Annotated in this window: 17 protein-coding genes; 4 read left to right on the forward strand and 13 right to left on the reverse strand. The window is 58.6% G+C overall.

The window, feature by feature from the left end:
- Nucleotides 1-13: 13 nt before the first annotated feature.
- From folA to G5533_RS07760, 4 genes are all read right to left on the reverse strand, one after another.
- A complete protein-coding gene (gene folA, locus G5533_RS07745; protein WP_227342053.1) occupies nt 14-508 on the reverse strand; it encodes a type 3 dihydrofolate reductase in 495 nt (164 codons plus the stop codon).
- Between the two features lie 24 nt (nt 509-532).
- Entirely contained in the window at nt 533-1,000 is a 468-nt protein-coding gene (locus G5533_RS07750) for a threonine/serine exporter family protein (protein WP_026035076.1), read from the reverse strand.
- Nucleotides 997-1,794, reverse strand: coding sequence for a threonine/serine exporter family protein (locus G5533_RS07755; protein ID WP_005348133.1), 798 nt, complete (start codon nt 1,792-1,794; stop codon nt 997-999). Before G5533_RS07755 ends, G5533_RS07750 begins: the two co-directional genes overlap by 4 nt.
- Before the next feature lie 235 nt (nt 1,795-2,029).
- Entirely contained in the window at nt 2,030-2,365 is a 336-nt protein-coding gene (locus tag G5533_RS07760) for a DUF3135 domain-containing protein (RefSeq protein ID WP_021229719.1), read from the reverse strand.
- 382 nt (nt 2,366-2,747) lie between these two features.
- Here G5533_RS07760 and mog point away from each other — a divergent pair, with 382 nt between their 5' ends.
- Nucleotides 2,748-3,278, forward strand: a complete 531-nt coding sequence (mog, locus tag G5533_RS07765) for a molybdopterin adenylyltransferase (protein WP_005354170.1) — start codon at nt 2,748-2,750, stop codon at nt 3,276-3,278.
- 83 nt (nt 3,279-3,361) lie between these two features.
- On the opposite strand, the gene G5533_RS07770 is transcribed toward mog, so the two are convergent.
- From G5533_RS07770 to trmB, 7 genes are all read right to left on the reverse strand, one after another.
- Nucleotides 3,362-3,763 carry a DUF2541 family protein gene (locus G5533_RS07770; RefSeq protein ID WP_129503427.1) on the reverse strand — a complete coding sequence of 134 codons (402 nt, stop codon included), beginning with the start codon at nt 3,761-3,763 and terminating at the stop codon, nt 3,362-3,364.
- A 169-nt stretch (nt 3,764-3,932) separates the two neighbouring features.
- Nucleotides 3,933-4,142, reverse strand: a complete 210-nt coding sequence (locus tag G5533_RS07775) for a YgdI/YgdR family lipoprotein (protein WP_129503426.1) — start codon at nt 4,140-4,142, stop codon at nt 3,933-3,935.
- Between the two features lie 113 nt (nt 4,143-4,255).
- Nucleotides 4,256-5,431 (reverse strand): S8 family peptidase, encoded by a 1,176-nt coding sequence (locus tag G5533_RS07780; protein ID WP_441254676.1) that lies wholly within the window; start codon nt 5,429-5,431, stop codon nt 4,256-4,258.
- A 124-nt stretch (nt 5,432-5,555) separates the two neighbouring features.
- Nucleotides 5,556-6,851 carry a sulfurtransferase gene (locus G5533_RS07785; RefSeq protein ID WP_441254677.1) on the reverse strand — a complete coding sequence of 432 codons (1,296 nt, stop codon included), beginning with the start codon at nt 6,849-6,851 and terminating at the stop codon, nt 5,556-5,558.
- Between the two features lie 29 nt (nt 6,852-6,880).
- Nucleotides 6,881-7,801 (reverse strand): glutaminase B, encoded by a 921-nt coding sequence (gene glsB, locus G5533_RS07790; RefSeq protein WP_421172131.1) that lies wholly within the window; start codon nt 7,799-7,801, stop codon nt 6,881-6,883.
- Between the two features lie 122 nt (nt 7,802-7,923).
- Complete coding sequence (locus G5533_RS07795) at nt 7,924-8,256, reverse strand: YggL family protein (protein WP_005348158.1); 333 nt, start codon at nt 8,254-8,256, stop codon at nt 7,924-7,926.
- 48 nt (nt 8,257-8,304) lie between these two features.
- Nucleotides 8,305-9,018: a tRNA (guanosine(46)-N7)-methyltransferase TrmB gene (gene trmB, locus G5533_RS07800; protein ID WP_421172132.1), complete on the reverse strand. Its 714-nt coding sequence runs from the start codon at nt 9,016-9,018 to the stop codon at nt 8,305-8,307.
- Nucleotides 9,019-9,292: 274 nt separating this feature from the next.
- On the opposite strand from trmB, the gene G5533_RS07805 reads away from it, so the two are divergent.
- Both G5533_RS07805 and G5533_RS07810 read left to right on the forward strand, forming a co-directional pair.
- Entirely contained in the window at nt 9,293-10,360 is a 1,068-nt protein-coding gene (locus G5533_RS07805) for a M28 family metallopeptidase (RefSeq protein WP_144714311.1), read from the forward strand.
- Nucleotides 10,361-10,565: 205 nt separating this feature from the next.
- Nucleotides 10,566-11,747, forward strand: coding sequence for an aminotransferase-like domain-containing protein (locus tag G5533_RS07810; protein ID WP_144714308.1), 1,182 nt, complete (start codon nt 10,566-10,568; stop codon nt 11,745-11,747).
- Nucleotides 11,748-11,822: 75 nt separating this feature from the next.
- On the opposite strand, the gene G5533_RS07815 is transcribed toward G5533_RS07810, so the two are convergent.
- On the reverse strand, nt 11,823-13,352 hold the full coding sequence (locus G5533_RS07815; protein ID WP_201946350.1) for an EAL domain-containing protein: 1,530 nt from the start codon (nt 13,350-13,352) through the stop codon (nt 11,823-11,825).
- A 252-nt stretch (nt 13,353-13,604) separates the two neighbouring features.
- Between G5533_RS07815 and G5533_RS07820 the strand changes: the two genes are divergently transcribed.
- Nucleotides 13,605-14,510 carry a TIGR01777 family oxidoreductase gene (locus tag G5533_RS07820; RefSeq protein WP_216953000.1) on the forward strand — a complete coding sequence of 302 codons (906 nt, stop codon included), beginning with the start codon at nt 13,605-13,607 and terminating at the stop codon, nt 14,508-14,510.
- Nucleotides 14,511-14,636: 126 nt separating this feature from the next.
- On the opposite strand, the gene G5533_RS07825 is transcribed toward G5533_RS07820, so the two are convergent.
- Nucleotides 14,637-17,084 carry an ABC transporter permease gene (locus G5533_RS07825; RefSeq protein WP_421312761.1) on the reverse strand — a complete coding sequence of 816 codons (2,448 nt, stop codon included), beginning with the start codon at nt 17,082-17,084 and terminating at the stop codon, nt 14,637-14,639.
- Between the last annotated feature and the right edge of the window lie 23 nt (nt 17,085-17,107).

Consider the following 17,107-nt stretch of genomic DNA (forward strand, 5'->3'; position numbering starts at 1 on the left):
CGCATGCCATAATTCACCGGCGTTGCCAGGTCTCGAAGCGGTAGGGATAAGCATTCCGCTCATCAGCTAAATGAGACTCTTCTTCCAATAGCTCCCAGTCGGTATGATCCAACACTGGAAAATGGGCGTCGCCCTCAACTTCAAGTTCAATCTGGGTCAGATAGAGGCGTTCAGCCTTCGGCAAGAGCTGTTCAAACAGATGACCACCACCGATCACCATCAGCTCCTCCACAGCTTCGTCATGACTCAATAGTTCTAATGCAGCCTTAACAGAATCAATTACTTCTACACCATCAACCCGATACTCAGGATTACGGCTGATCACCAGATTACGGCGCCCGGGTAGTGGACGACCAATGGATTCGAAGGTCTTGCGTCCCATCAGCACCGGCTTGCCGAGGGTGATCCGCTTGAAGTGGGCCAGATCGGCCGGCATATGCCAGGGCATCTGGTTGTCCTTGCCGATCACACGGTCTTGAGCCACGGCGGCAATCATGGAAATCTTCACGGTATCAATCTCTCACTTCACCATTCATATAATGGGGCGGTTACGATACACGACCAAGGAAGGAATCGCTAGACCGAAACTGAGGGCGCCGACGATAAACAGCGCCTTGAGGCCGTTCTCCACCGCACTCTGGATCAACTCCATGGTCACGCCGTTGATGTTGAGCTCTACCACCGCAATCATGGTCTTGAAGGCATAACTGCCCGGGATCATCGGAATGATGGAGGCAACGCTGAACACCGGACGCGGCGCCAGCAGACGGCGCGACCAGTAGACGCAGACAAAGCCGACCGTGGTGGCCGCCGCCAGCGTCGCCCACTCGATGGGCATACCATAGTGGATCAGCAAGGTACGCAGGCTGTGGGCCAGCGCGCCGCCCATGGCGCAATACTTCAGCATCCGTGGTGGCACATTGAACAGCATGGCAAACCCCACCGCCGGAATGGAGGACCAGAAGGCATCCTTGGCCAGTAGCCAGAGCAAATCCATCATACTTTCCACCCCCAGATACCGGTGACCGACATGGCCAAAATGATACCTATGGCGGCGCTGATGGTCAGCAGGGTCGCGGTCCCCCAGCGGGCCAGCCCCATGTTGAAGTAGCCCTTCACCATGTCTGAGACCGCATTGATCAGCGGAAAGCCCGGCACCAGCAGCAGCACGCTGGCCGCCATGGCGAGATAAGGCTGGTCACCCCAGTTAAAGAAGGTGGCGCTGGAGGAGAGCAAGGTGGCGATAAAGCCGGTAGCGGCAAAGTTGATGAGCGGGCTATGGTGATGGCGGGCCATCAGCTGGCGCACCCGCATCGCCACGGCAGACGAGAAACAGGTCACCAGGAAGATGGGCCAGTCACCGCCAAACAGCAGGCTAAAGGCACCACATGAGAGCCCCACCATGGGGACCACCAGCCAGGGGTGATAGTGAAAGGGGACGATGGCCTCGAGGCGCTGGCGCACTTCACGGGCACCGATCAGCTCTTTCTCCGCCATGATGCAGATCCGCTGGATCTCGCACACCACCTGCATGTTGATGCCATGTTCGCGCACCCGCCGGGTAGTGGTAACACAGCCCCCCTGATAGAGGCTGGTGAGCACGATGGCACTGGAAGAGATGGCCATCTCGACACTCTCCAGCCCCAGCGCCATCCCCAGCCGCACCGTGGTCTGCTCGATGATCCTGCTCTCCGCCCCGAACTGGGCCAACATCTGACCCACCTTGACGATAATGCGGGTGATCTCTGTCTGTTGCTCCCGCGACAACACCCGTCTTGGTGTGATACTTCTCATAATCCCTTCGAGTCGTAGCAATAAAAATTTCGGCCATATTAGCCTAACTTTTACTGTTATTCATCCACCCCTATCACAACCTGACTAATTAGTTATTACAAGAAGGAGAAAAGAAATTACATCACAAATACATTACGACTAACATTAAAAATCATAACAATCAGGTCGCCAGCAATTCCCTTTATTATGGCCTCACCGATTTGGCTGAAATATCAACCAAGGGGGTTATTGCAGATTATTTGCGACGTCGATAGTCAGCCAGATGGATTATTTTACCACTGCCATCGCTTTCAGGCGGAGGGTCCCCCTCTTCTCTGAACTGGCTCATTTCGCTGCGCATCAAATAAAAAGATTCCCGCATCATGTTGGTAATCCGGATACAGCTATCAAGATTGTTTTTCGCCAGACGGCGCTGACCATCAATCTTGAACTGCAACCCGCGCAGACGGCGCTGCTGATCGGGGCTCGCTCGGGCCATCAACTGGTCGATCTGCTGCTCCAGAATCGCATCCAGCCGGGAGGGCTCACTCGCGGCCAACTCCTTCAGGGTGTCAAAATCAGGCAACTCCATATGCCCTCCTTGGCGACTATTGCTGGCTCTACAACTTGAGGAACCAGCCATATAAAACTTTATATACGACCGAGCGGCAAAGAGCTCACCACACCACTCAGGTAATCGTTATTAAAATGGCAACCATGATGAAAATCATCCATTGAAATAACATGCAGAAACAAACATTTGCTTAAAAAAGAAAGAGCATGCAAAACACTTAGACATTTTAGGCTGCTTTTTTATGTTTTTTATTTCCAATAAAAGTCGGGATAAATTAATTTTGCTTCATTCGACTCTTTATCATCCATAAAATGACCAGTAGCTCCTTCCGACGATTTAACATATCTCACTGATTATGTTATTTTAATTGCCACTTTTATCGGACATTCAAGAGCAGACCATGAGCAAGGCAAAAATCGGTATCGTCACCGTCAGCGATCGCGCCAGCGCGGGCATCTATGAAGACCTCTCCGGCAAGGCCATCATCGACACCCTGAACGCCTATCTGACCTCGGAGTGGGAACCTGTCTATCAGGTGATCCCCGATGAACAGGATCAGATTGAAGCGACCCTGATCCGGCTGGCGGATGAAGAGCAGTGTTGTCTCATCGTCACCACAGGCGGCACCGGCCCGGCCAAGCGGGATGTCACGCCGGAAGCGACCGAAGCGGTGTGTGATCGCATGATGCCGGGCTTTGGCGAGCTGATGCGGGCCGAATCCCTCAAGTTTGTGCCGACCGCCATTCTGTCGCGCCAGACAGCCGGACTGCGCGACGACACCCTGATCGTCAATCTGCCGGGCAAGCCCAAATCGATCCGCGAGTGTCTGGATGCAGTATTCCCCGCCATCCCCTACTGCATCGATTTGATGGAAGGGCCGTATCTCGAGTGCGATGAAACTGTCATCAAGCCATTTCGGCCGAAAAAATAGCAAAGCCGACCATAAAAAATAATGGCGAGCCACGGCTCGCCATTATTTTTAGCTCATCTGTTCGTGCAGACAAAATGCATCGATTATTTACGGCCGAATACTTTTACGCCCGCTTTGCTGCGCTCTGAATTACCGTACACTTCGATCTTTTTCACACAACGACGCGAACCCAGTGATTTCCACTCGGTCTCTTTATCACTGCTCATCTCCCGATCGAAGCGAATGGTTTTGGTACGATCACCACCATAGGTCACCACCACCCGATCCAGGGTCAAATCACGTTCCGCCTTCACCTTGATATATTTGGTCTGACGGCAAATCACCAAAGGAATTGTCGCACCATGATCACCGGCCCCCAGCAAAATAGTCCGCCCCAGCGTGAACTGATCATCGCCAGCATGGCTGGCTGACGCCACCACCAGCAAGACACCACCCAGCAGGGTGCGCGCGGAAAAACGGGAATTCCAGATAGACATCAGGGACATAACACCTCCAATAAAAAACGGAGTGCAATAATACGGACCGAACCATAACGGAAGCTGTACCCGAACGCGCATTTGCGGCGAAAGAGGGGCGATTGCCTGAGAAAATGAAGGAATTTGCCGGTAAAAATGTGAAGGGCCGCATATTGCGGCCCTGACTGCATATGAGCGCTCAACGCTCCATGATCTGGGTCACATCTTCTTTATTAATCATCACCTCACGCCCTTCATGATCGTAATAGCGATACATACCGGTACTCTCGTCCAGCTTGGGCTTGCTCTCTGTGGTGATCATCTTGCCATCCTTGGTGCTCATGATGTATTGGGAGCTGCATGCTACCAGCCCCAGGGCGCACACCAGGATCATCATCAGTTTTTTCATAGGCGCACTCTTCTCCTTTCACCCTCACCACGAGGGTGTCATATCCAGCCTACTCCAATCCGGCAGGCAGTCGGAAACTTGCACAATAAAGTGAGATCACCATCAAAAATCAGTTACTTGCGACCACCCGGTTTGCCACTGCTACCGGTACCGGAACCACAGCCAAGTGCCAGCCGATCTGCCGCGCCTCTGGCCTGCACCAGACCATAGCCATAGCTGTTGTCCCGTCCGACAGCCCCCAGATCCTGGGCGCTGCTGCGCAGGGTCTGGCGCAGTTGATCATTGCTGCACTCCAGCCGCTGTGACCAGGCCAGGGTGGCGACCCCGACCACATGAGGGGTCGCCATCGAGGTACCGCTGTAGCTGGCGTAACCACTCGGCACGGTCGACAGCACAGCAACACCGGGGGCCGCCAGCTCCACCTGATCGTTGCGTTGCGAGAAATAAGCCAACTGCTTGCTGCTATCGATAGCAGCCACGCTCACCACACTGCTGTAAGAGGCGGGATAGGACTTGCTGGTGTTGCCCGCATTGCCCGCCGCCGCCACACTCAACACATTCTGGCTGTAAGCCTGATTGAACGCCTGCTCTTCCGTCTTGCTGGGCACATTGCCCCCTAGGCTCATGTTGATGACCATGCGAGTAAAGCCACGACTGCTCATCCCCTGCTTGCAGGCATTGAGAGCCCCCACCAGGTTGGAGGTATAGGCCCAGCCGTTGGCGCCAAACACCTTGATGATGTGCAGCGGGACACTCTGATTCGGCAAGACACCGACCACGCCCATGTCGTTCCCCCCAATGGCGGCTATGGTGCCTGCCACGTGGGTGCCGTGACCGTTTTCGTCACTACTCCAGCTGCCTGTACCTGCGTTGTCACTACCCTGCACCTGCGCCCCATGGGGCAGATCCGGGTGATTGCCGCTATAGCCAGAGTCAATGATACACACCAGCACCTCTCCGGCCATACCATCGCTCAGTTGTGGCGCCTGTACCATGGGAATGCCATAAGGCAGGGTCTCGGCACTGGCATAACGCTTGGCATCCGGCTCCACCCACAGCACGTTGGGGTTGCGCGCCAGCGCTGTCGCTGCAGCAGCTGGCAACCAGAGCGCCAGCGCATGCTGCTCGGGCAGTTGCAGGGCCAGCTCGCCCCCCATCCCTTTGCTTTGGGCCAGCACAGCGGCCTCCGCCCCCGGCTTGAGTTGCACCAGATAACGAGCCCGTTCGGCAGCCATTACCCCCTGTGCCAGTACGCCTGCCACCAGCAGGCCTGTCCATATCCGTCTCATCAGTCACTCCTTCCATCGACCTGATAGCCACCAGCAAAGTGTAGTGGCAGGCTGGCGCAGGTCCGAGCGGATACAAAAAGGCCGGACATCTGTCCGGCCTCTTCTTTCAAGCGCAAGCGCGCAATCATGACTTGGCGGGCTGGCGCTCACCGGTCACGGTCGGGTTCTTGGGATCGGAACTCCACTCATACCAACCGCCGTCGTAGACGCTGATCCGTTTCCAGTCCATCAGCCAGGCGTAGAAGAAGGCCTCGGAGGCGCGCCAGCCGGTACCGCAGTAGAATGCGGCCTGCTGAGTTGGCTCGATGTTCCACTGGTCCCACATGGCGAGGATCTCGCGGGCCGGCTTCATGGTGCCGTCCGGGTTGTGGAAGTCGCTCATGCTGTTGGCATCCACCCCACCGTGACCCCACTTGGCCCCCGGGATATCGCCCTTCGGCTTGATGTAGCTGTAGCCAGAGGTGTTGCCGACAAACTCGTCCCAGGTACGCACACTGACCAGTGCGCTATCGGGCTGCTTGAGCAGTTCTTTCGCCTGACTTAGCGTGGTGTAGTACTCGGGGTGAGCGGGAATGGCCACGCCAAACTCCTTCACCGGCTCATATTTGTTGGGCAGACCGGTTTCGGTACGCAGGTGCTGGATAAACCATGCATCCAGACCACCGTCCAGCAGGCGTACATCTTTCACCCCCGCGTACATCATCAGGTGCGCGGCACGGGCAGCCGCCATGGTGTTGCGACCATAGAGGATGACGGTGGTGTCGTGACGGATGCCGTTATCCAGCAGCAGCTTCTTGAGCGCTTCGTCAGAGACCTTGTTCCACAGCGGCTCCTCTTCGAGGCTGTTGGTATCGATATAACCGGCCCCCGGGATGTGGCTGATGAGGTAGGCCTTGGGTGAACCCCAATCAACTTCAAACAGCTTCCAGTCACCCTTGGGCGCTGCGGCGACCGGCTTGCCCTCTTGCAGATCCGCCAACCAGCGCGGATAGACCAGCTGCTGCCAGCGTGCCAGCGACTCGCGCGGTGCGGCTTGCCACCCTTGCAGCTCGAACAGCTGCTTGATCCCCTGCTTGCGCAGCAGACGGGCCACCTCGGCCACTTCGCGGGACGCACCGTAGAGGGCAACCGGACGATCGGCCTTCAGCCCCTTGATCTCGAGCGCCTTTGGCCACTCTTCATCGCTGTATTTCCACTCGGCAGAGAGGTTCTCGGCGCCCGCCACATGGCCGCCCTGCTTCTCCCCTTCCATCGGCCACCCCTGATAGAAGTAGCTGGCGCGGGTATCCAGGATGACAGCCTGTTTGGCCTTGGCATCGGCCAGCGAGAACGGTGGCAACTCCCCTGCCACGGCGGGCAGGGCACACCAGAGCAGTAAGGTCGCCAACGCGGCCTGCAGGAAGCGAAGATGTCGTTTCATGGTGATTTCTCGATTCATAGTGAACAAGGTTAAAAAATGGAGCGACCCAGCCGCTCGGCCAGCTGCTCCAGCGCCGCCGTGCCCGCCAGCGAGTTGCCGGCTTTGTTGAGCTCGGGCGACCAGACACAGACGCAGAGCTCGCCCGGGATCAGGGCAATGATACCGCCGCCGACACCCGATTTGCCCGGCATGCCGACCCGATAGGCAAAATCGCCCGCCTCGTCATAAAGGCCGCAGGTGGCGAGCAGGGCGTTGACCTGCTTGGTGGTGCGGGCTGGCAACAGTGGCACGCTCTCGCCCAGTGGCACACCACGGTTGGCCAGATAGATGAATGCCCGCGCCAGATCGACGCAGCTCATGCGAATGGCACAGGCATTGAAGTAGCTTTGCAGCACCTTGTCCACTTCGTTTTCGAAGTTGCCATAGGCCTTCATCAGATAGGCGATGGCGGCGTTGCGGGCAGAGTGCTGATATTCGGAGCGGGCGACCACCTGATCCGCCATGATGGCCGGATTGCCGGAAAGGCGGCGCACCAGCTCGAGGGTACGCTGACGGGGCGCAGTGAGGCGGGTCTCCAGCAGATCGCTCACCACCAGCGCCCCGGCATTGATAAAGGGGTTGCGGGGGATCCCCTGCTCGAACTCGAGCTGTACCAGCGAGTTGAAGGGCTGGCCGGAGGGCTCCTTGCCAACCCGGGCCCAAATCTCCTCCTCCTGATAGAGGGTGAGTGCCAGGGTCAGGCTCAGGGCCTTGGAGATACTCTGGATGGAGAAGGGTTCGAAAGCGTCACCGGCGGTGAACAGCTCCCCCTCGACGGTACAGACTGCGATACCAAGCCGATCGGCCGGTACCTGAGCCAGTGCCGGAATGTAGTCGGCCACCTTGCCTTGTCCCAGCAACGGGCGCACCTCTTCAAGGATGCTGGCCAGTAATTCGGATGACAACACCATAAGCAATAAGCGATTCCATGACTAAAACAGCGGTGGAGATCCCATCCCCACTGACAAAAATCCCGCCAGCGGCGGGATTTTTCAGTTACCCACAACAAGGCGCCAGATGCGGCAGCCTTGTATCAGGCCGGTTCACCGTACCAGAGATCGAACAGCTCGGTAACGACCACGGCTTCCATCCCCTTGCCTTCCAGCCAGGATTTGACGGCGGCGCGGTCTTCTTCGGTACACTTGCCCAGTTGCTGGGTGCAGATCATCCCTTCCCAGGCCAGGTGACCGGAGCCGGCAAAAGCCAGTTTACGGGGTTCAACAACCTCATCGATCATCGCATCGACTACCGCATCGATGGTCTCTTCGGCAGTGCCGACCGGGAAGTTGAAACTGATGTCGAAACCCATTTCCTGGAATTCATCGACGCGCAGTTTCTTGCGCAGGCGGCGGCTACGATTGGCCATGATAGCTCCTCAAGTTAGTTGATACGCTAGGTGTGTTGACGTGCCAGCTTAGCTGACACGCTTGAAAATCAGATCCCAAACCCCGTGGCCGAGACGGTGGCCACGTTGTTCAAATTTGGTCAGCGGACGCCAGTCCGGACGAGGCATCCAGTTGCCGGTGGCAGAGGTATTCTCGTAACCCTCGGCGGCGCTCATCACTTCCAGCATGTGCTCGGCATAGTTTTCCCAGTCGGTCGCCATGTGGAACATGCCACCGATGGCCAGCTTCTGACGAATATCCTGGGCAAATGCAGGCTGTACGATGCGACGCTTGTGGTGACGGCTCTTGTGCCAGGGATCCGGGAAGAAGAGCTGCAGGCAGGAGAGTGAACCGTTCGGGATCATGTGCTCCAGCACTTCCACCGCATCGTGGCAGATCACTTTCAGATTGGTGACGCCCGCTTCCTGAGCGGTGCCCAGACAGGCACCCACGCCCGGGGAGTGCACTTCGATGCCGATGAAGTTCTTCTCGGGGGCATTCTTGGCCATCTCCACCAGAGAGGCGCCCATACCAAAGCCGATCTCCAGCACCACAGGTGCTTCACGGCCAAACAGTGCGACCAGATCGAGCTGCTTTGGCTCGAAATCGATGCCCATGACCGGCCAAAGCTCTTCCAGGGCCTTCTCCTGCCCTTTGGTCAGGCGGCCTTCGCGACGGACAAAGCTGCGGATCTTGCGCATGAACTTGCCGTCTTCGTTAAATACATCTTGGGTCACAGGCATAATGGTCTCGTTATTTCATCAATCCGGGTAATACATCTTGTGTCCGATCCCTAGCGGGACCGCTCGCGGCTCGGCATTTCATCGACCCGCGAAAACAGGGGAGCGAATTATCCCAAGATAGGCCCAAGGCGCAAGTGTTTCGCGAAACAAATCCCTCATCTCTCTCCATTTCATTGACAACAGTTGACAAATGCCGACCCGTTCACAGAATCGGTCACGCGTCGAGTACATGCTGCCTGCGCAAATAAAACCATACACAACAAAGGATTGCAGTATGAAATACAGAGCATTGGCGTTTGCCATCACCACTTTGCTTGCGGGATGCGACACATCAACAAATGACTCACAAACCCCTGCTGCCGCCGAGCAGGCCTATGAGTATCTGGTGCAGTTGAGCTCAACCGCAGAAGGGATTGGCGCGCGCCCCACGGGGACAGAGGCAGAAACTCGTGCCGCGGCATGGATCCAGGACCATCTGACCGGTTGGGGCTACGATGTGCAACGCCAACCCTTCACCTACACCAAAAGCGGCGCCAGTAAAAACTCCCAAAACCTGATCGCTGAGCTCAAGGGCACAAGTGACAAGGTGATCCTGATCGGCGCCCACTACGACAGTACGGGCGACAAGAAAGGTTCTGAAGGAGCCACCGACAACGGCGCTGGCGTCGCAGCCTTGCTGGCAGTGGCTGAGGCGCTTAAAGGACAAACCTTGCCCTACACGGTTCGCTTTGCATTCTTCGGGGCGGAGGAGAACGGTCTCAACGGCTCCAAAGCCTATGCCGCCAGCCTCGACAGCACCGCCGTCGCCAAGCTGCTGGCGATGGTGAACTACGACACCATCGCCGGGGGCGACATCGTCTACGTCCACTCAGCCCACTCGGACGTCGCCGAATACAACTGCACAGATCCGAGCCGCTACAGCTTCGATCCCAAGGTGCGGGATCGCCTGCTTACCCTCTCCAAACAGACTGCGACCCCGTTTGCCATTCATCCCAGCTACAGCGGTTATCCGGAAGGGGAGACTGGCAGCTGGTCAGATCACGCTCCCTTTGCCTGCCTGGGGGTGCCGATCGCCTACGTTGAAGCGACCAACTTCACCATCAACGGCGCTGATGGCTATGACGGCTACTCCCAAAGCACCAATCCAGCGCTGTGGGACTGCTATGACGCCACCACCAAGAGCGCCTGCGATCGTGACAGCGAAACCCAGTGGGGAAAAATCTGGCACACCCAGTACGACCGCCTCGACAAGATGGCGGAACTATTCCCAGGCAGAGTAGAAAGCCAACTTGGCGCCAACACCGACCTGATGATCCGCTTCCTCAAGGAACCGGGTTTGTAAGGTCAGTTGCTTGTCCACAAAACAAGATCGCCCTAACTCATTTCAATTCATGGGAGCCACACGGGCAGGTAAAATTCGGGCAGGTGCCAAACCTGCCTTTTTTGGCGATTTTTGTGACAATCATTGCCTCATTTCTGAAATCTGATACAAACGGATAACCTGGCGGTCGAATGGAGCGACCGCCCACATGCCGAGAGAATTGTCTATGCAGCCGTTTTTTGCCCAGCGCTTCGAGAAGGTCGAGCCTTCCTTTATCCGTGAAATCCTCAAAGTTGCCGCCAATCCGGAGATCATCTCCTTCGCCGGTGGCCTGCCCAATCCCCACCTGTTTCCGGTCAAGGCGATCGATCAGGCCTGTCAGGATGTGCTACGCGAGCAAGGGGCTGCCGCCCTGCAATATGCGGCGACCGAAGGCTTCGCCCCGCTGCGCCAATATATTGCCGACCGCTATCTGACCCGCCACGGCATGCAGGTCAATCCGGACAACATCCTCATCACCAGCGGCTCCCAGCAGGCGCTGGATCTGCTGGGCAAGGTGCTGATCGACGAGGGTCAGGATCTCATCATCGAAGAGCCGGGTTACCTTGGCGCCATTCAGGCTTTCTCTGTCTATCAACCCACCTTCAAGCCGATCACCCTTGAAGAAGAGGGTCTGGATCTGGCGGCGCTGGATGCGCTGCTGGCAAGCGGATCCAATGCCAAGCTGCTCTACGGCGTGCCCAACTTCCAGAACCCGAGCGGTGTCTCCTACAACCGTGCCAACCGCGAGGCACTGGCCGAGCGACTGGTGCGCCACGAGCTGTTGATGGTGGAAGATGATCCCTACGGCGAGCTGCGCTTCGAAGGGGAGCATCTGCCCCCCATTGCCAAGCTGGCGCCAAACAATACCGTGCTGCTCGGCTCGTTTTCCAAAACCGTGGTGCCCGCCTTCCGTCTGGGCTGGATGCTGGTGCCGGAGTGGCTACGCAAGAAGGTGACCATCGCCAAGCAGGCCACCGATCTGCACAGCAACGCCTTCAGCCAGCAGGTGCTGCACCGCTTCCTGACCGACAATTCACTGGATGCCCATCTGGAGAAGATCAAGGAGGTCTATGGTCGCCAGCGTGCTGCCATGGAGGCTGCACTGGCCCGTCACTGCCCGCCCGGCGTCAGCTACACCAGACCGGAAGGGGGCATGTTCCTCTGGCTGACTCTGCCAGCCCACATCAGCGCCATGGCCCTGTTTGATGAGGCGATCAAGGAGAAGGTAGCCTTCGTGCCCGGCGCCCCCTTCTATGTACGCCCCGAAATCAAGAACACCCTGCGCCTGAGCTTCTCCTGCGTCGATGAGGCGACCATCGAGGAGGGGGTCAAGCGGCTGGCCCGCGCCCTCCAGCGGATGCTCTGAACGCCCAAGCCAAACCGTATTAACAAAAAACCAGCGAGCGCTCGCTGGTTTTTTTTATGCTCCCCATTCACCCGTTCAGCCAAACAGGGTCTTGCAAAACTGCTTCATCGGAATGGGGCGGCCGTAGCGATATCCTTGCAGATAGTCAACGTGGCGAGCCCGCAGGTAGTCCGCCTGCGACTGCTTCTCGACCCCCTCCGCGATCAGGATCAATTCAAGTCGCTTCGCCAGATCAATCACGTTTTCAACGATATGGCTGGAGAGTGCATCCGTACCGATCATCTCTACAAAGCTACGGTCAATCTTGATTGCATCGACCTGAAACTGCTGCAGATAGGTCAGACTGGAGTGACCGGTGCCAAAGTCATCGATAGCGATCAACACGCCCAGTTTGCGCAACTCGGCAAACATCCGGGCGGTTGTCTCATCAGCCACCAGCAGCTCCCGCTCCGTCAGCTCCAACCCCAAATCAACGGGATTGTCCTTAAACGCGTCGAGAAAGGCCTTGCAGTCAGCCAACAGGTCGAGATCCTGGAAGTGCTTGGCGCTGATATTGAAGCAAAAATGAAACTTTGCCGGCAGCTTGCGGGCATAAGGGGAGAAGTGGTCACGCACCTCGGCCATCAACAGGCTGGTCATGGGCACGATCAGGCCGCTATCTTCCGCCAGCGGGATAAAGCGATCCGGCGAGATCATCCCCTGCTTGGGATGCTGCCAGCGCATCAGCACCTCACAGCCACGCCACTGCTCATCCTCACCGGAGACCACCGGCTGCAGGTAGGGGATAAACTCCTCCTCGATCAACGCCCGCTTGAGCTCCTCCGCTGGTGAGCTGCTACGCCCCATCAGCCTGAAGGTGCCGAATCCAATCAGCAGCGCCAGCAGTGGAGAGAGGATCAAGGTATCTCTGGAGTAGCGCCATGCGTGGCTCAAGTAATCATGCACCGTGATCCGGGTGACGACCTGATAGGGGAAATCGGCCGAAGCGAGGGCAATATAACCCTCTTCTGCCGGAGAGGGCGCCGCCCCGAACTGACCTGAGCCAAACAGTGCCCTCTGCCCCACCACCAGAGCCATCGGGGAGTTCTTGCTGGAGATCTCCAGGGTATTGCGCAGGTAGTAGCCATCCACACCGATCAGCACACTCCCCTTGTCCGTTTCGTGGCGCAGCACGATCAGGGGGCGATCCGGTGTGACCTCATTGCCTGGCAGCAGTTGCAGCCTGCCATCCACATAACTGTCAGGGTTGAAGGGGCCATCGTAGTCACCATAGAGCGAGGTGCAATAGATACGATTTCCTATAGCCAGATTGGCAGAGCGGACATCAGGCACAGTGGCCACCTGTTCGCGCAGCAGTTGTGCCGCCTCCTTGCAGGGGTGACCAAGCATCCCCTCCACATTGATGGCCGCTTGCCGGGCATGGCCGATGGAGCGATCAAACATCATCCGGGCATGCTGCAAGCGTGAATCAGAATCATGCTCTATCTCGGTCACTGTCTGCCAGATAACGGCAACAACCCCCAGCAGCAGGATCCCGCCCCCCATCAGTAGTGCCACCAGAATCCTCGAGTAAAGCTGGCGAAGTTTCAAACGACGAAATGGCATGGCGGCCTCTTTGATGCTCGGATGGTGGGTGACAGCCCCGGTGGACAGGCGAAAGGGTCGCCATAATAGCGATTGAACAACAAATGTCCACCCGACAAAAATCAATCAATTCAAACTATTGTTCAACAATATGTCGCAAGAAGAGGATAGAGTTAACATCAGTCGAATGAACAAAACGTGTCAAACTCGTCCACTTGTTGAAGGAGGACGACGCCATTAGAGTAGAGCAAACGGCAGCAGGAGCGTGCAACGATGAAGATTCTGATTACCGGAGGAACCGGCTTTATCGGCCGCAAGCTGGTTGCCCATCTCAAGGTCAATCACGAGGTCGTGGTATTGAGCAGGCAGGGGAGCCGCGCCTACTCCCTGCTCGGTCACGATATCAAGGTATTGGATAACCTTGACCGGCTCGATGACCTCAATGACGTGGACGCAGTGATCAATCTGGCGGGTGAACCCATCGCCGCCGGACGCTGGAGCGAATCGCGTAAACAGCTGCTCTGCGACAGCCGCTGGCTGCTGACCGAGCAGCTGGTTGATCTCATCAAGCTCTCCACAACGCCGCCCAAGGTGCTGATCAACGCCTCCGCCATCGGCTGGTATGGCAGACAGGGCACCGAAACCCTCGACGAGCAGTGCCGCTCTCCCAACGACGAGTTCACCCACCAACTCTGCCAACAGTGGGAGACCCTGGCACTGGAAGCACAAAGCAAGCAGACCCGGGTCTGTATCGTGCGGATCGGGCTGGTGCTCGGCATGGATGGGGGAGCGCTACCCAAAATGCTCCCCCCATACCGACTCGGACTCGGCGGCCCCATGGGGTCGGGCAGCCAGATGATGAGCTGGATCCATGTGCAGGATCTGGTGCGCGCCATCCTGTTCATACTGGAGCACGAAGAGTGCAGCGGCATCTTCAACGGCACTGCGCCCCATCCGGTCAGCAACCGGGAGTTCAGCCAGACCCTTGCCACCACGCTGCACCGTCCACACCTCTTCTTCGTCCCGGCGCCGCTGTTGCAACTGGTGATGGGGGAGGCGGCAGATCTGCTGCTGACCGGACAAAAGGTGATACCAGTTCGGCTACAACAGGCCGGTTTCCACTTCAGCTATCCCGAGCTGCCGAGTGCCCTCGCCAATCTGCTGCGCGAGCCCCGCTAACTCACACCTGTTCGCTGCGTCCACTCGTCAGCACCTCGCATAGCAAGCAGCCCGACCAAGGCCGGGCTGCTTGCTTATTGCGGCTGCGCTATTGCACCTTGTGTGTATCGGCTCGCGCTGGCCGGATTACAACAGTCCCTGACCCAGCCCCCGCAGCCGATCGCTCAGGGTGCCAGCCAGCAGCTGGCGCTGCATCCCCTGCCCCGCCAGCGTCACCAACAGCGCCCCCAGAGTCGGCAGGCCAAGCCAGATGGCCCAGTGGAACTGCCACACCCCCTCGAACCACCACCACTGCAGGCCAAAGGAGCAGAGCTCCACCACCATGGCGGCGCAGAGCCCCGCAAGCGCACCACTGGCCACCAGCTCCCAACGCAGCATCTTTTTCAGCAGTTCGCTGCTGGCACCCAGGGTGCGCATCAGCAGCAGTTCGCGCCGACGCTGAGCCATGCTGGCCTGGGTCTGGGTCAGCAGCACCAGCAGCGCGGCCACTGTCACCAGCCCCAGCATCAGCGCCAGTGCCCGGCTCACCTGCTCCGATACCTGAGTGAGCCGCGCAATCAGGTCATCCACATCGATAAGACTCACCGTGGGGTGGCGGCGGATCAACTCCACCTCGGCAGTGCGCCCCGCCTCGGGCAGCCGGTAGCTGCCAAGCCAGGTACGGGAGAAGGGTGCCAGCAGATCCTCGGAGAAGATCATGTAGAAGTTGGGCCGCATATTGTCCCACTTGATGCTGCGCAGACTGGTGACCCTGGCGCCGAAGCTGCGCCCCTCGATAGTAAAGGCGAGCATGTCCCCCAGCTTGATATCGAGTCGCTTGGCCAACTCGCTATCCACCGACACCTCGCCGGACCCGGCAAGCCACTTCCCGGCCACCAGCTTGTTGTCGGTTGGCAGGGTAGCCGTGGTGGTGAAGTTGAGCTCCCGATCTACCCCCTCGCGGCCACTGCTGGCCCCCTCGCCCACCGCCTCACCGGCAATATGGGTCAGCCTGCCGCGCACCATGGGATAGAAGTCGGAGGTGGTGGCCCCGGCTGCCGCCAGCTCGCTCAGGATCCCCTCCCGCTCATTCTCGGCCACATTGACCAGAAAACGGTTGGGTGCATCGACGGGAAGACGAGCCGAAAACTCATCCAGCAGATCGACCCTTGCCGCCCAGAGCAAGCCAAACAGCATCAATGCCAGCGCAAAGCCCGCCAGTTGGAACAGGCCGCTGCTGCGCTCGCGCGACAGGTGGGCCAGCGCCAACCGCAAGGCATGAGGCCCGTTCACGTTTGCTCCCAGCCGCAACATCAGCGCCGCCAGCAGGGCCAGCAGCCCCATCAGCAAGCCCATGCCACCCACCAGACCCAGCGCCAGCCGCACATCGGCGGTAAAGCCCCAAACCAGCGCAAACAGCCCGAGCAACCCGACCGGCAGGGCCAGCCAGGGGGGAATGCCCGCCTCCAGCTCCCGACGCAATACCCGCAGCGGCGGCACTTTCAGCAGCCGCAAGAAGGGCACAAAAGCGAGCAGCAGGGTGATAAAGAGCGCCACCGCTACTCCCAGGGCAAAGGGGCGCCAAGAGGGAGGCGGCAGATCCGGCGGCAGCAGGTCCCCCAGCAGTTGCAAGGTGATCCACTGCATGGCCGTACCCGCGACCAGACCCAGCAACGCGCCGATCAGCGTCAACGACAGCAGCAGGGTTCCCATCAGTTGCCAGAGCGAGCGACGGGATGCCCCCAGGGTTTTGAGCAGCGCCACCATATTGGTCTGGCGCTCGGCAAAGTGGCGCACCGCGATCCCCATCGCCAACGCCCCCAGCAATACCCCGCTTAGGGAAGCAAGCCGGAAGAAACGCTCGGCATTGGCCAGCGAGCGGCCGACACGGGATTCGCTGTCATCCGGTTTGATCCACTTCTGTCCGGCCTGCAACTGCGGCAATAACCACTGTTCGTAACGAGCAAGCGGCTCCCGCGGCCCCTTGAACAGATAGCGCCACTGCTGGCGGCTGCCGGGGAGCAGAGCGCCGGTCGCCTCGATATCTGCGCTATGGATCAGTGCACGCGGCGCCAGCAAGAAGGGGCTGAAACCCTGATCCGGCTCCTCGCCAAGCAGACCAGCCACCTTGAGCACCGTATTGCCCACCTCCAGCTCATCCCCCGTTTTGACCTTGAGCAGCTGCATCACCCGGGCGGAGAGCCAGATCTCGCCGGGGGCCGGGGCGCGGGCCGGTTCCAGAGTGAGCTTGCCATAGAAGGGAAAACCATCGGGCACCGCCCGAATGGAGGCGAGCTGCAACGCATCGCCGTGAAACAGCATGCTGTTGAAGCTGACGGTGGTCTGCACCGCCAAGCCATCCAGTTTCGCTCGGGCCAGCCAGCCATCCGGCAGGGCGGCGGCGGTGCGCAGCACCCGATCCGCCCCGATAAAGTCGCGGCCTGACGCCTTGAGTCCGGCATCGAGCCGATCCGCTACCAGCGCCACACTCAAGACGCACGCCACGCTCAGGGCCAGCGCCAGCACAAACCAGCGCAGCTCGCCGCTGAAACCTTCCCGGCGAAGCAGCCGCCATCCCAATCGCCACTGCATCATCCCTTGTATCTCCCGCCTGATCC

The sequence above is a fragment of the Aeromonas sp. A600620 genome (assembly GCF_029479985.1).
Lineage (GTDB): Bacteria > Pseudomonadota > Gammaproteobacteria > Enterobacterales > Aeromonadaceae > Aeromonas > Aeromonas veronii_A.

What these genes read in the sequence shown, in the direction of transcription:
- G5533_RS07795 (WP_005348158.1), bottom strand. Translation starts at nt 8,256, where the DNA reads ATGGCCAATCGTAGCCGCCGCCTGCGCAAGAAACTGCGCGTCGATGAA.
- G5533_RS07810 (WP_144714308.1), top strand. Translation starts at nt 10,566, where the DNA reads ATGCAGCCGTTTTTTGCCCAGCGCTTCGAGAAGGTCGAGCCTTCCTTT.
- G5533_RS07780 (WP_441254676.1), bottom strand. Translation starts at nt 5,431, where the DNA reads ATGAGACGGATATGGACAGGCCTGCTGGTGGCAGGCGTACTGGCACAG.
- G5533_RS07750 (WP_026035076.1), bottom strand. Translation starts at nt 1,000, where the DNA reads ATGATGGATTTGCTCTGGCTACTGGCCAAGGATGCCTTCTGGTCCTCC.
- G5533_RS07755 (WP_005348133.1), bottom strand. Translation starts at nt 1,794, where the DNA reads ATGAGAAGTATCACACCAAGACGGGTGTTGTCGCGGGAGCAACAGACA.
- G5533_RS07815 (WP_201946350.1), bottom strand. Translation starts at nt 13,352, where the DNA reads ATGCCATTTCGTCGTTTGAAACTTCGCCAGCTTTACTCGAGGATTCTG.
- G5533_RS07820 (WP_216953000.1), top strand. Translation starts at nt 13,605, where the DNA reads ATGAAGATTCTGATTACCGGAGGAACCGGCTTTATCGGCCGCAAGCTG.
- trmB (WP_421172132.1), bottom strand. Translation starts at nt 9,018, where the DNA reads ATGCCTGTGACCCAAGATGTATTTAACGAAGACGGCAAGTTCATGCGC.
- G5533_RS07785 (WP_441254677.1), bottom strand. Translation starts at nt 6,851, where the DNA reads ATGAAACGACATCTTCGCTTCCTGCAGGCCGCGTTGGCGACCTTACTG.
- G5533_RS07775 (WP_129503426.1), bottom strand. Translation starts at nt 4,142, where the DNA reads ATGAAAAAACTGATGATGATCCTGGTGTGCGCCCTGGGGCTGGTAGCA.
- G5533_RS07805 (WP_144714311.1), top strand. Translation starts at nt 9,293, where the DNA reads ATGAAATACAGAGCATTGGCGTTTGCCATCACCACTTTGCTTGCGGGA.
- mog (WP_005354170.1), top strand. Translation starts at nt 2,748, where the DNA reads ATGAGCAAGGCAAAAATCGGTATCGTCACCGTCAGCGATCGCGCCAGC.
- G5533_RS07760 (WP_021229719.1), bottom strand. Translation starts at nt 2,365, where the DNA reads ATGGAGTTGCCTGATTTTGACACCCTGAAGGAGTTGGCCGCGAGTGAG.
- G5533_RS07825 (WP_421312761.1), bottom strand. Translation starts at nt 17,084, where the DNA reads ATGATGCAGTGGCGATTGGGATGGCGGCTGCTTCGCCGGGAAGGTTTC.
- G5533_RS07770 (WP_129503427.1), bottom strand. Translation starts at nt 3,763, where the DNA reads ATGTCCCTGATGTCTATCTGGAATTCCCGTTTTTCCGCGCGCACCCTG.
- glsB (WP_421172131.1), bottom strand. Translation starts at nt 7,801, where the DNA reads ATGGTGTTGTCATCCGAATTACTGGCCAGCATCCTTGAAGAGGTGCGC.